The 12,516-nt window shown below is 71.1% G+C and carries 16 protein-coding genes; 8 read left to right on the top strand and 8 right to left on the bottom strand.

The features are described 5' to 3' along the window. Positions 1-7 precede the first annotated feature (7 nt). Complete coding sequence (locus EPA64_RS06915) at positions 8-517, bottom strand: L,D-transpeptidase family protein (protein WP_134725552.1); 510 nt, start codon at positions 515-517, stop codon at positions 8-10. 240 nt (positions 518-757) lie between these two features. Here EPA64_RS06915 and EPA64_RS06910 point away from each other — a divergent pair, with 240 nt between their 5' ends. Together EPA64_RS06910 and EPA64_RS06905 are read left to right on the top strand one after the other, a co-directional pair. Then, positions 758-2,068 carry a DUF3422 family protein gene (locus EPA64_RS06910; protein WP_134725755.1) on the top strand — a complete coding sequence of 437 codons (1,311 nt, stop codon included), beginning with the start codon at positions 758-760 and terminating at the stop codon, positions 2,066-2,068. Between the two features lie 141 nt (positions 2,069-2,209). Further along, positions 2,210-2,563: an arsenate reductase family protein gene (locus tag EPA64_RS06905; RefSeq protein ID WP_246026656.1), complete on the top strand. Its 354-nt coding sequence runs from the start codon at positions 2,210-2,212 to the stop codon at positions 2,561-2,563. A 14-nt stretch (positions 2,564-2,577) separates the two neighbouring features. On the opposite strand, the gene EPA64_RS06900 is transcribed toward EPA64_RS06905, so the two are convergent. The 6 genes from EPA64_RS06900 to EPA64_RS16675 form a co-directional block, all read right to left on the bottom strand. Then, on the bottom strand, positions 2,578-3,195 hold the full coding sequence (locus EPA64_RS06900) for a YitT family protein (protein ID WP_134725551.1): 618 nt from the start codon (positions 3,193-3,195) through the stop codon (positions 2,578-2,580). Between the two features lie 117 nt (positions 3,196-3,312). Next, positions 3,313-3,468 carry a hypothetical protein gene (locus EPA64_RS16265; protein WP_167626614.1) on the bottom strand — a complete coding sequence of 52 codons (156 nt, stop codon included), beginning with the start codon at positions 3,466-3,468 and terminating at the stop codon, positions 3,313-3,315. A gap of 234 nt (positions 3,469-3,702) precedes the next feature. Next, the gene (locus EPA64_RS06895; RefSeq protein ID WP_134725550.1) at positions 3,703-4,647 is read right to left on the bottom strand and encodes a nucleoside hydrolase; all 945 of its coding nucleotides are present in this window, start codon (positions 4,645-4,647) and stop codon (positions 3,703-3,705) included. A gap of 40 nt (positions 4,648-4,687) precedes the next feature. Next, on the bottom strand, positions 4,688-4,969 hold the full coding sequence (locus EPA64_RS06890; RefSeq protein WP_134725549.1) for a DUF2218 domain-containing protein: 282 nt from the start codon (positions 4,967-4,969) through the stop codon (positions 4,688-4,690). Continuing rightward, entirely contained in the window at positions 4,962-5,963 is a 1,002-nt protein-coding gene (locus tag EPA64_RS06885; RefSeq protein WP_134725548.1) for a Fe(3+) ABC transporter substrate-binding protein, read from the bottom strand. The genes EPA64_RS06890 and EPA64_RS06885 overlap by 8 nt, the downstream gene beginning before the upstream one ends. 20 nt (positions 5,964-5,983) lie before the next feature. After that, entirely contained in the window at positions 5,984-6,457 is a 474-nt protein-coding gene (locus EPA64_RS16675; RefSeq protein WP_246026655.1) for a hypothetical protein, read from the bottom strand. Between EPA64_RS16675 and EPA64_RS06880 the strand changes: the two genes are divergently transcribed. From EPA64_RS06880 to EPA64_RS06855, 6 genes are all read left to right on the top strand, one after another. Further along, positions 6,375-7,142, top strand: coding sequence for a serine hydrolase domain-containing protein (locus tag EPA64_RS06880; protein WP_342773360.1), 768 nt, complete (start codon positions 6,375-6,377; stop codon positions 7,140-7,142). The genes EPA64_RS16675 and EPA64_RS06880 overlap by 83 nt on opposite strands. Positions 7,143-7,151: 9 nt before the next feature. Next, on the top strand, positions 7,152-8,960 hold the full coding sequence (locus EPA64_RS06875) for an ABC-F family ATP-binding cassette domain-containing protein (protein ID WP_134725547.1): 1,809 nt from the start codon (positions 7,152-7,154) through the stop codon (positions 8,958-8,960). Positions 8,961-9,061: 101 nt separating this feature from the next. Continuing rightward, on the top strand, positions 9,062-10,129 hold the full coding sequence (locus tag EPA64_RS06870; protein WP_134725546.1) for a CaiB/BaiF CoA transferase family protein: 1,068 nt from the start codon (positions 9,062-9,064) through the stop codon (positions 10,127-10,129). Between the two features lie 193 nt (positions 10,130-10,322). Continuing rightward, positions 10,323-10,772 carry a 50S ribosomal protein L21 gene (gene rplU, locus EPA64_RS06865; RefSeq protein WP_134725753.1) on the top strand — a complete coding sequence of 150 codons (450 nt, stop codon included), beginning with the start codon at positions 10,323-10,325 and terminating at the stop codon, positions 10,770-10,772. Positions 10,773-10,775: 3 nt separating this feature from the next. Continuing rightward, positions 10,776-11,045, top strand: coding sequence for a 50S ribosomal protein L27 (gene rpmA / locus EPA64_RS06860; RefSeq protein ID WP_134725545.1), 270 nt, complete (start codon positions 10,776-10,778; stop codon positions 11,043-11,045). A 112-nt stretch (positions 11,046-11,157) separates the two neighbouring features. Next, the gene (locus EPA64_RS06855; protein WP_246026654.1) at positions 11,158-11,757 is read left to right on the top strand and encodes a GNAT family N-acetyltransferase; all 600 of its coding nucleotides are present in this window, start codon (positions 11,158-11,160) and stop codon (positions 11,755-11,757) included. Positions 11,758-11,933: 176 nt separating this feature from the next. On the opposite strand, the gene EPA64_RS06850 is transcribed toward EPA64_RS06855, so the two are convergent. Then, positions 11,934-12,464 carry a hypothetical protein gene (locus EPA64_RS06850; protein ID WP_246026653.1) on the bottom strand — a complete coding sequence of 177 codons (531 nt, stop codon included), beginning with the start codon at positions 12,462-12,464 and terminating at the stop codon, positions 11,934-11,936. Positions 12,465-12,516: the final 52 nt, after the last annotated feature.

The following is a 12,516-nucleotide window of genomic DNA, read 5'->3' as shown; positions in this document are numbered from 1 at the left end:
GCCGGCCTCAGGGATTGATCCTGATGGGCGTGCCGTCCTGGACCATCGCATAGATGTCCTCGATCTCGGCATCGTTGACGGCGATGCAGCCGGCGGTCCAGTCATGCTTGATCGGGGCAAGGACGCGCCCTTCCGGGCCCTGGCCGTGGATGAAGATGTCGTTGCCCGGATGCTGGCCGACGGACGCGGCGAACGCCATGTCCTGCGGGTTGGGATACGAGATCCCGATGGACAGGTGATAGCGGCTGTCGGGGTTGCGCCGGTCGATGAAATAATTCCCCTCGGGCGTCTTGCCGTCGCCGGAAAACTGCTTGTGACCCTGCGGCTCGTTCCCCAGCCCGACGTTATAGGCGCCGATGATGGAACTGCCGCTGAACAGCAGCATCTGGCGGGCCGACTTGTTGACCACCACCTGCGTCACCGGCGGCCCGGAATAATGCTTGAACTTGCCTGGACCGCAGGACGCGACCAGCGCCAGCAGCATCGCGGCCGACACGGCCCGCATGTGAAAGGTCATGATCCCGTCCCGCCTTTGCGCTTTTTCTGCGACAATGGCGCAGGCCCGCCGCCGGTGCAACGCGGGGGCGATCACAACTGCGGGTGGCGCCGGTGCCACGGGGTCCGACTGTCGGTGCAGGGCCGCGGTCGCGCCCTTGCGCGAGGGGGCGTTTGCGGCTTGGCTTTGCCGATGAGCGCCGACCCGCATCCCGCCGCACTGTCGCCCGACGATTCCGCCGCGGATGCCCTGTCCGGCGCGATGGACCCGGTCGATCATCCGCTGCGCTATGCGATGGTCAACGAATTGCACGCGCGGCCCTCGCCCCGGCTGGACGCGCCCGCGACCGCGGTGCTGGTGGCGTTCAAGGAACCGCGCGACGCCGCGAACCGCGACCGCGCGGCCGACATCGCGCATCTTGCGGCGCTGGCGGAACGGCACGGCGCGCCCGCGCCCCAGCATGGCGCCGGCCACTATGCCGCCATGCTGGGCCGCCATCAGCTGCGGTGGGAAGGCCACACCGAGTTCGTAAGCTATGCCTGCTTTGCCCCCGGCCTGCCCGACCGTCCGTTCGATCCGTCCGCCGCCGCCATCTTTTCCCGTGCGTGGCAGCGCGCCGCCCCCGGCCGCAGGGTCGTCGCGGCGATGATCCAGATCGACGTGCTGCCCGATGACGTGACGCGGGTGGACGACAGGCTGGCGTCGCTGTTCGCGGTCGACGGGCTGAGCGCGTCCAGCGTGCTGGACGGGCAGGGCGTGATCGCCACCGATTTCCGCATCGACGCCGCCGGCTGGATGCGCTTTGCGGTCTTTGTCCACCCCGAGGTCGGCCCGGGCCGCATCGGCCGGCTGGTCCAGCGGCTGCTGGAGCTGGAAACCTATCGCGCCATGTCGATGCTGGGCCTGCCCCGCGTGCTGTCGCTGACCGGGCGTCTGAACGCGCTGGAACCGCGGCTGACCGCGCTGACCGCCCCGGACGACACGCGCCCCCCCGACCTGGTGCTCGCCGACCTGCTGGCCGTCTCGTCCGAACTTGAGGCGGCGGCGAGCCAGCACCAGTTCCGCTTTGGCGCGACCGCCGCATACGAGGCGATTGCCGCCGACCGCATCGAGACACTGCGCGAGACGCGGTTCCAGGGCCGCCAGACGCTGAGCGAGTTCATGACCCGCCGGTTCGAACCCGCGATGCGGACCGTCCGGTCGGCCGAACGCAGGCTGGCCGAGATGCTGGACCGCGCCGCCCGCGCGGGCGAGCTGCTGCGCACCCGCGTCGATGTGCAGCGCAGCGCCCAGAACCAGGCGCTGCTGGAGCGCATGGACCGCCGCGCCGACCTGCAGCTGCGGCTGCAGCACACGGTCGAGGGGCTGTCGGTGGTGGCGATCAGCTATTACGCGGTCGGGCTGATCGGCTATGCCGCCTATCCGCTGGCCGAGGCGAGCGGCATCGACAAGGCGCTGCTGGTCGCCGGGGCGACGCCGCTGGTGGTGCTGGCGGTGTGGTGGGGGATGCGCCGGGTGCGCGCGGCCCTGCACCGGGCGGCCGGGGGCCACGCTGGACACGGCGATCTGTGACGGTTCGCGCGGGCGTGACTTGCCCGTCGCGCGCCGGGGCGTCAGGATGCCCCCGCACAATCACGAGGCCGCCGATGATCCGCTATATTTCCCTTGCCGCCCTGCTGGCGCTGTCCGCCTGCGGCGTCCCGCTGGTGCCGTTTGTCTGACGCGCCGCGCACGCTGCGGATGCTGGGGCTGGCCCATTGCTCGACCTGCCAAAAGGCGCAGGCCGCGCTGGAGGCCGAGGGCTGGACGGTCGAGTTCCGCGACGTCAAGGACGCCCCCTTGTCGGCGGACGAACGGCGCGCGCTGCTGGCCGATTTCGGCGACCGCGCCGTGAACCGCGCCAGCCTGACCTGGCGCGCCATGTCCGACGACGAACGCGCCGGCGATCCAGTGGCGATGCTGGGCGACCGCCCGTCGGTGATGAAGCGGCCGGCGATCATCGCGGGCGACCAGCGCCTGCTGGGCTGGACCGCGAACGTCAAGCGCGCCCTGGGCGTCCCGGTCTGAACGGGGCGCAGACGTCAGACGACATAGCGGTCGCGGCGGTGGTTGATCGCGATCACCATGTTGACCACGGCCGCCCCCAGCGCCGACCACAGCACCCGGTCCCACGGCAGGATGGCCGCGGCCGCCGCGAACAGCAGCGCGTCGAACCCCATCTGGACCCAGCCCGCCCTGATCCCCAGCCGGTCCTGCAGGTCCAGCGCGACGATTCCGATGCCGCCCAGGCTGGCGCGATGGCGAAACAGCGCCAGCAGCGCCGCGCCCGAGGTGAAGCCCGCCAGCACCGCCGCCGCGCCGGGGTGCAGCCGGTCGAACCCGACCAGCCCCGGCAACGCCATGCTGACCCCGACCATCACCAGCACGCAGGCCAGTGTCCGCAGCGTGAAGCCCGCGCCAAGCCGCCGATACGCAAAGCCGTAGAACGGCAGGCTGAGGACCAGATAGACCGGCCCGAATCCATGCCCGGTCAACTGCGCGACCAGCAGCGCCAGCCCGGCAAGCTGGCCGGTGATCAGCCCCGCGCTGCCCAGCAGGAACGCGCCGAACCCTGCCATCGCAGCGCCGAACACCATGCCCTGCACATCTTCGGCGGCGGAATGGGTGGCGGCGGGCAGGTCGGGGGCAGGGGGCTGCATCGGGCATCCGTCTTGCATGGGGCAGGCGGGCCATGCCGCGCGGGCGCGCGCTTGTCCAGCCCGGCGCCGCACGCAGACCGGCCCCCGCGCGGCCCCGCGACGATGGGACGCGGGGGTTCAGCGGGGGCGGACCAGCGACCCGATGCGCCGGGTCAGCAGGTCGACCAGCGCAGGCGCGTCCACGTCGCAGGAAAGGTGTGATGGGCGCGCCCGCAACGATGGGACGCTGGCGTTCAGCGGGCGGCGTTCAGCCGTGCCGGTCCAGCGATCCAATGCGCCGGGTCAGCAGGTCGAACCGGGGGGCGCGTCCACGTCGCAGGACAAGTGCGATGGGCGCGCCCGCCACGATGGGACGCTGGCGTTCAGCGGGCGGCGTTCAGCCGTGCCGGTCCAGCAACCCGATGCGCCGGGTCAGCAGGTCGAACAGTGCGGGCGCGTCCACGTCGCAGGAAAGGTGCGATGGGCGCGCGCCCGCGACGATGGGACGCGAGGGGCAGTGGGCGGCGTTCAGCCGTGCCGGTCCAGCGACCCGATGCGCCGGGTCAGCAGGTCGAACAGGGCGGGCGCCTCCACGTCGCGCAGGAAAAGCGCGTTGGGGGCCCGGCCGCTGACGCCCCACCAGTCGGCGACGGTCATGCCGGTGGTCCAGCGGCCTTGAGTCTCGATCTCGACGTTGATGCGGCGGCCAGAGAACAGTTCGGGCGCGACCAGCCATGCGACGGCGCAGGGGTCGTGCAGGGGGGCGCCCTCGTGACCGTATTTGGCCTTGTCGAAGCGTTCGAAGAAATCGGTCCAGCTGGCGACCGCGCGTCCGACCGGCCCGGTGGCGGCCATCGCGTCCACCCATGCGCGGCTGGTCAGCGCCCGGTGCGTGGCGTCCAGGGGCATCACCACCAGATCGACGCCGGCGGCAAAGACCTCGGCCGCGGCCTCGGGATCGACGAAGATGTTGAACTCGGCCGCGGGGGTGACGTTGCCGACCTCGAAATAGGTGCCGCCCATCAGGACGATCCGGTGGACGCGCGCAATAATGTCGGGGGCGCGGCGGAAGGCGGTGGCGATGTTGGTCAGCGGGCCGATGGGGACCAGCGTGACCGTGCCCGCGGGTTCCCGGCGCAGCGTGTCGATGATGAAATCGACCCCGTGCATGTCCTGCAACGTCATTGTCGGGTCCGGCAGGTCCACGCCGTCAAGCCCGGTCTTGCCGTGGACGTGTTCCGCCGTCACCAGCCCGCGCGACAGCGGCGCGTCGCACCCCGCAAAGACCGGCACGTCCGCGCGCCCTGCCAGTTCGCAGACGATGCGGGCGTTCCGCGCCGTCAGGGACAGCGGCACGTTGCCCGCGACCGCCGTGATGCCCAGAACCTGCAGTTCGGGCGAGGCCAGCGCCAGCAGGATCGCCACGGCGTCGTCCTGCCCCGGATCGGTGTCGATGATGATCTTGTGCGGCATCGGCGGCCCCCCGGGGATGGATGAGCCGCCTTGATAGACCTCAGGCCGCCCGCCAGTCAAAGGCCAGCGTTTCGCGGAAGGCAAAGCGGACGATGTGATCCTCGACCACCTGCTGCAGCCGCGCGGCATCGCCGGTGGACGAGATGCGCACCGTCAGCTGGTCCGGCGCGGCGGTCATGTCGACCGTCCGCCCCTCGCCCATGTCGATCCGGCCCCGGTCTGGGCCGAAGTCGGTGGCGAACTTGTGCGCCCAGTGCTTGCACAGCTGCTGAAGATAGCGGCTGGCATGCTCGGTGGACACGGTGGCAACGGCCTCAGCCATCGACATCGACCTGCTGGATCAGCTTCAGCGCCTCGGGGCGCAGGCGCGAAATCTCGGTCAGATCGACGCTGTCGGGCGTAAAGCTGCCCCAGCTTTCGACCACGGGCGACAGCGCCACGCCCTGCTTGATCGGAAACTCATAGTTCGTTTCGGCATAGATCTTCTGGGCGGCGTCGCTGGCCAGGAACTCCATCAGCTTCAGCGCCGCGTCCTTGTTGGGCGCCGAGGTGGTCATCGCCACGCCCGAGACGTTCACATGCGTGCCGCCGTCCTGGAAGGTCGGGAAGACGATGCGGACCGAGCCGGCCCATTCCTTCTGCTCGGGGTCTTCCAGCATCTTGCCCATGTAATAGGTGTTGCCCAGGCTGATGTCGCATTCGCCCGCCCAGATCGACTTGACCTGGTCGCGGTCGCCGCCGTCGGGCTTTTTCGCCAGGTTGGCCTTGATGCCCTCAAGCCAGGTGACCGTCGCCTCGGGGCCGTGATGGGCCAGGTGGGCGGCGGTCAGCGCGACGTTATAGTCGTTGGTAAAGGAACGGGTGCAGAGCCGGCCCTTCCACTTGGGGTCCGCCAGATCCTCATAGGTCGTGACCTCGCCATCGGCCACGCGGTCCTTGTTGGCATAGACGATGCGCGCGCGGGTGGTCAGGCCATACCAGTTGTGATCGGCGTCGCGCAGGTTGGCGGGGATCGCCGCGTCCAGCGCCGCGTCCTGCACGGGCTGCGTGACGCCCGCGTCCTTGACCTCGCCCAGGCGGGCCACGTCCACGGTCAGGATCAGGTCGGCGGGCGAGCGGTCGCCTTCGGCCTTGAGCTTTTCGACCAGGCCCTTTTCGACGAAGGCCACGTTCACCGGGATGCCGGTTTCCTGCGTGAACGCATCCAGCAGCGGCTGGATCAGTTCGGGCTGGCGGTGGGAATAGACGTTGACCTCTTCCGCCAGGGCGGGGATCGCGGTCGAGCCGATGAGGGCGGCCAGCATCAGTCGGGTCATGGCTGAGTCCTTTGCTCAAGTTATCGCCGGTTTGTGACGCGGCGGCAGCGTTGCGTCAATATCCGACCGATCTTGTCGGCAACATTCCCGGCGGGTGCGCCGCAGGTTGCGACCCGGCACAGCGACACCATATCCGTGCGATGCATCGACGTGATTTCATCCGTGTGTCCGCCGCCCTGCTGGCCGGTCCCGCAATCCTGCTGGGCGCGCGGCCCGCGCGCGCCGACACTGACGCGGTGAATGCCGTGCTGTCCGATCCCCCGGACGGCGAGCGGCTGCGCGCGGTTGCGGTCTGGCACGATGGCGCCGAGGTGGCGGCGCGCGGCTATGGCGGGTTCGACCCCGACCGGCGGACCAACATCAAGTCCGCATCCAAGTCGGTGATCTCGGCCTTGGCGGGTCGATCGCGGGCTGCTGCGCGGCGCGGACCAGCCGATCGCGCCGCTGCTGGCGGCGGACCTGCCGCCCGATCCCGACCCGCGGCTGGCGCGCATCACGCTGGGGCATCTGCTGTCCATGCAAGCCGGGCTGCAGCGGCAGTCGGGGCCGAACTATGGCGCGTGGGTCAGCAGCCGCAACTGGGTGCGCGCCGCGCTGGCCGCACCCTTTGACGCCGAGCCGGGGGGACGGATGCTGTATTCCACCGCCTCGTCGCATCTGGTGTCGGCCATTCTGGCGAAGGTTTCCGGTCGTTCGACGCTGGCGCTGGCGCGCGACTGGCTGGGCGGCATTCCCGGCTTTGCCATCGCGGACTGGGACCGCGATCCGCAGGGCATCCACCTTGGCGGCAACCAGATGGCGATGAGCACGCGGTCCCTGCTGACCTTTGGCGCGGCCTATGCGGCGGGTGGAGGGGGCGTGATCCCGCGGCCGTGGATCGCGGAAAGCTGGCGGCCGCGGACCGCGTCGTTCTTTACCGGCGAGGATTACGGGTATGGCTGGTTCCTGTCCCGCATCGCCGGGCGGCCGGTGCGCTATGGCTGGGGATACGGCGGGCAGATGATCTATGTCTTTCCGCCCGCGGGCGGGAGGGCCGCGGCGGCGGTGGCGATCACCAGCGACCCCGACCAGCCCTCGGCCCCGACCGGATACCGCGCCGACCTGCACCGCATGGCCGGGCGCATCGTCACGGCCCTGGCGGGCCGAGCCGCCGTTGACGCTGCGCCTTTGCCGCGATAACGGCCCGGCATGGCGCGCGCACCCCTTTTGCAACTGACCGGCATCTCGCTGACCTTTGGCGGCAATCCGGTATTCGACGCTTTGTCGCTGACCGTCCAGCCCGGCGACCGCGTCGCGCTGGTCGGGCGCAACGGGTCGGGCAAGTCGACGCTGATGAAGGTGATGGCCGGGCTGGTCGAGGCCGACCGGGGCGAGGTGATCGTCCCCGCGGGCGTCACCGTCGGCTATATGGAACAGGATCCCGACCTGTCGGGCTATGCCACGCTGGGCGATTTCGCCGCCGCCGGCCTGCCGCCGGGCGAGGAATACCGCGTCGAGATGGCCGCCGAGGGGCTGAAGTTCGACCCCGCGCGCCCCGTCGCCACCGCCTCGGGCGGCGAGCGCAGACGGGCGGCGCTGGCGCGGCTGCTGGCGCAGGCGCCGGAGCTGATGCTGCTGGACGAGCCGACGAACCACCTGGACATCGAGGCGATCGGCTGGCTGGAAGAGCAGCTGAACGACACCCGCGCGGCGTTCGTCCTGATCTCGCACGACCGCGCGTTCCTGCGCCGGCTGACGCGGGCGACGCTGTGGATCGACCGCAGCGAGGTGCGCCGCCAGGAACGGGGCTTCGACGCCTTCGAGGACTGGCGCGAGACGACCTGGGCGGCCGAGGACGAGGCCCGCCACAAGCTGGACCGCAAGATCAAGGCCGAGGCCCGCTGGGCCGTCGAGGGCATCAGTGCGCGCCGCAAGCGCAACCAGGGCCGCGTCCGCGCGCTGGCCGCGCTGCGCACCGAACGCGCGGGCCAGATCCGCCGGCAGGGCACGGCCGCGATGGCGCTGGAAACCGGGCAGCAGTCGGGCAAGCGGGTGGTCGAGGCGAAAGGGATTTCCAAGACGTTCGGCGACCGGGTGATCCTGCGGCCCTTTGACCTGCGCGTGATGCGCGGCGACCGCATCGCCTTTGTCGGACCGAACGGCGCCGGCAAGACGACGCTGATCAAGATGCTGACCGGGGAAATTGCGCCTGACACCGGCACCGTCACCCACGGCACCAATCTGGAGATCGCGGTCTTCGACCAGGCCCGCGCCGCCATCGACGACAGCGTGTCGCTGTGGGACGCGCTGACGGGCGATCCGGCGATGCGGGTCAGCGGGCGGTCCGATCAGGTGATGGTCCGCGGCCAGCCCAGGCATGTAGTGGCCTATCTCAAGGACTTCCTGTTCGACGACGCGCAGGCCCGCGCGCCGGTCGGCAGCCTGTCGGGCGGCGAAAAGGCCCGGCTGCTGCTGGCCCGGATCATGGCCCAGCCGTCGAACCTGCTGGTGCTGGACGAGCCGACCAACGACCTGGACATCGAGACGCTGGACCTGCTGCAGGACATCCTGGGCGACTATGACGGCACGGTGCTGCTGGTCAGCCACGACCGCGACTTCATCGACCGCGTGGCGGATACGACCGTCGCGATGGAGGGTGACGGGCGCGCCGTGATCTATGCCGGCGGGTGGAGCGATTATCGCGCCCAACGTGGCGAGGACGCGCCGGACCCCGTCGCGACCGCCGCCCCGCCCAGGCCCGCGCCGCAATCCGCGCCCGTGCGGGCGGCCCGCGGGCTGAGCTTTACCGAGCGGCACCGGCTGGACGCGCTGCCCGGGGCCATCGCCCGGCTGGAGGCCGAGATTGCGAAGCTGGTTGGGTTCCTTGCCGATCCGCAGCTGTTCGCCACCGCGCCCGCGCGCTTTGCCAAGGCGTCCGAGGCGTTGGCCGAGCGCCAGCAGGCGCTGTCCGCCGCCGAGGAGGAGTGGCTGGCGCTGGCCGAGCGGGCCGAGGCCTGATCGGCAAGGCCCGGGGGCCAACCCCCGGACCCCCGGGATATTTGCGCAAGGAAGAACGATGCAAGGCGCGTTCGCGTCTTGGGGCACAGCGGGAGGGCTGGATGGGCGCGCTTGACGGAATCCGGGTCGTGGAGATCGCCGGGCTGGGGCCGACGCCCTTTGCCGCGATGTGGCTGGCCGAGCACGGGGCGCAGGTGGTCCGCATCACGCGCCCCGGCGCGCGCCATGTGCTGGGGCTGGACCGCGACGTGCTGGACCGGGGCCGCGACTGGGTCGAGCTGGATCTGAAATCCGACGCCGGCCGCGCCGCTGCCCGCGGGCTGATCGCGCGGGCCGACGCGCTGATCGAAGGGATGCGCCCGGGCACGATGGAGCGGCTGGGCCTTGGTCCGGCGGATTTTCCCGGCAATCCGCGGCTGGTCTATGGCCGCATGACGGGCTGGGGGCAGTCGGGGCCGCTGGCCCATTCGGCGGGGCATGACCTGACCTATCTGGCAATCACCGGCGCCTTGCACGCGATCGGGCCGGCGGATCATCCGGTGCCACCCTTGAACCTGCTGGGCGATTTCGCGGGCGGGTCGATGTATCTGGTGGCAGGGATGCTGGCCGCCATGCTGTCCGCCGCCCGCACCGGGCGGGGGCAGGTGGTCGATGCCGCGATCAGCGACGGGGTCGCGCATCTGATGGCGATGATCTCGGGGATGCGGCTTGCGGGGCTGTGGCACGACGCCCGCCAGGCGAACCTGCTGGACGGCGGATGCCCGTTCTATGCCTGCTATCCCTGCGCCGACGGCCGCCATCTGGCCGTGGCCGCCATCGAGCCGCAGTTCTGGGCCGAGCTGGTCACGCGGCTGGGCCTTGATGCGGGCGCGCTGCCCGACCGCATGGACGCGGCGAACTGGCCTGCGCTGCGCGGGACGCTGGGCGCGGCCATCGCCGCGCGCACCCGCGACGACTGGGCGGCGCGGCTGGAGGGGACGGACGCCTGCGCCGCGCCCGTGCTGTCGATCGACGAGGCGGCCGCGCATCCCCACAATGCCGCGCGCCGGACCTTTGCCGCGGGCGAACCTGCGCCCGCGCCGCGCCTGTCGGCTACGCCCGCCGTGCTGCGTCCCGGCCGCGCCCTCGATCCCGCCGAGATGCTGGCGCGCTGGGGTCCGCCGGGCTGATTGCCCGTCGCGGATGTTGACTTTGCCCGCCCGATGCGCCATCAACGCCGGACCGGCCGGGCATCCGCCTTTGGCCGGACATTCATTTTCCACATCACCCCGGCAAAGGGGTGCGCTGTTCGAGGCGGGCGACAGCCCGGAACACCCGGCGACGGGCGGCCACAGGACGCGGCAGAAGAAAGAGAACGACACGATGTTCGCAGTCCTCAAGACGGGCGGCAAGCAGTACCGGGTTCAATCCGGCGACGTGCTGCGCGTCGAGAAACTGGCCGCCGAAGCCGGCGACAAGGTCCAGTTCAACGATATCCTGATGATCGGCTCGACCATCGGCGCGCCGATGGTGGCCGGGGCCGGCGTGGTGGCCGAGGTCATCGACAGCATCAAGGCCGACAAGGTCATCACCTTCCACAAGCGCCGCCGCAAGCATTCGTCGCAGCGCACCCGCGGCCACCGCCAGCAGCTGACCCTGCTGCGCGTGACCGAGCTGCTGGAAACCGGCGCCGACACGTCGAACGTCAAGGCCGCCGTCGGCGCGCGCCTGGCCCGCGTGGCCGAGCATGGCACCGCCGCTGCTGCCGCGGCCCCGGCCAAGCCGGTCAAGAAACAGCAGGCGAACACCGTCGCCGAAGCCAAGGAGGCCTGAGTCATGGCTCACAAGAAAGCAGGCGGCTCGTCCCGCAACGGCCGCGATTCCGCCGGTCGCCGTCTGGGCGTCAAGCTGTTCGGCGGCCAGGCGGCCGTCGCCGGCAACATCATCGTCCGCCAGCGCGGCACGACCTGGTGGCCGGGCCAGAACGTCGGCATGGGTCGCGACCATACGCTGTTCGCGCTGGCCGACGGTCAGGTGACGTTCCGCAAGGGCCTGAAAGGCCGGACCTTCATTTCGGTCCAGCCCGCCGCGATCGCGGCAGAATAAGCCGGTCTCGCACAGCACGGGCGCAGGGGGATCGGTTCGGCCGGTCCCCCTGACCATTTCCGGCGACCGTCCGCCGTCGCCGACCCAGCCGCGTTCCCGGAGGAGGAGACCGATGGCACCCATGACATCCGCGCAGGCGAGGGGGCCGCGCGCCGCAGGCGTTGCGGCCGCCGACGAAGGCCCCGTCCACGCCCCCCAGCCCGAGATCCGCGCGGGCCGTTTCACCCTGCGCCCGCTGCGCCGGTCGGACGAGGGGCTGATCGCGCATTACACCGCCGACCGCCGCGTGGCGCAGGGCACCCGCGCCATTCCCCATCCGCTGCCGCCGGGCGCTGCCGCCGCCTATGTCGCGCGCGCGCAGGCCGCCGACCGGGGCGAGGACGTCTGGGCCATCGACGGCAGCGAATCCGGCCTGGGCGAGCTGGTCGGCGTCGTTTCGCTGACCCGGCTGGAGGATGACCAGTCCGAGCTGGGGTTCTGGATCGGCGCGGGTTTCTGGAACACCGGTTTCGCCACCGAGGCGGTGCAGGCGCTTGTCGACGCCAACCCGCATGGCGCGCGGACGCTGTTCGCCGAGGCGTTCCAGGACAACCCCAGCTCGGCCAAGGTGCTGACGAACGCGGGTTTTTCGTATCTGGGCGACGCGGAAAGCTGGTCGGTCGCGCGGGATGCGCGGGTGCCGACCTGGACCTATCTGCGGCTGATGGGCTGAGGCAGGCCGGGCAGCCCCGCGCGGGGCAACGATGCCGTCGGGACAAGGGCGCTAGGCTTGGAACGTGGCCTCAACCATCCCCGGCACGACAGGCCGACGGTCGCTGACAAGGCGTCCACCCGCGCCGCCACCCACGTCGCCGCCTGCGCAGGCAAGCGGACGCATCAGCCGCCCGATCAGTTCCCCAGCGTGATCGCGTTCGTGGCCCCCGCGACCGTCACGCTTGCAATGCCGGCAAGCTCGGCGTGGCTGACCGCAACCGCCGCGGTCAGCGTGTCCGCCGCAGGCTGCGCCGCCATCGCGGCGGCGCGCGAATCGCGCAGCGGGGGCGAGGCCACGAGCCGCAGGCGCAGCACCCCATCGGGATCGGCGCGCAGCTGCCCTTCGGGTTGCGGCGTTTCGGTCAGCAGGGCGGCGTTCCACCAGCCCTTGGTCGGCGGGATCGCGGTGACGACCAGCAGGCGGCCCTCGACCAGCGGCTCCCACCGGGCGGACAGGATCTGCGCCACCGGCTCGCGCGGGTCTTCGCGGCCATAACCCTGGCGCGGCTCAAGCGTCTGGGGGCCGCGCGCCGCACCGCTGCCGCCGAACCATGTCCGGGGGTTCCAGCCGCTGTCGCCGCGGCCACAGCCGGACACGGCCAGCGCCGCCGCGCAGACGATCAGCAGGGCCCGTGCGGCGGTTCGGTTCGGCGCGGTTCTGGACATGCGTGCGGCCTTTCCAATGGCTTCGCCGCCCGTGATAGGCGATAGGGGCCGC

Source organism: Paracoccus luteus (genome assembly GCF_004522155.1).
Classification (GTDB): Bacteria; Pseudomonadota; Alphaproteobacteria; order Rhodobacterales; family Rhodobacteraceae; genus Paracoccus; species Paracoccus luteus.
Note: the sequence above shows the minus strand (reverse complement) of the source record. Positions and strands in the feature narration are given on the sequence as shown.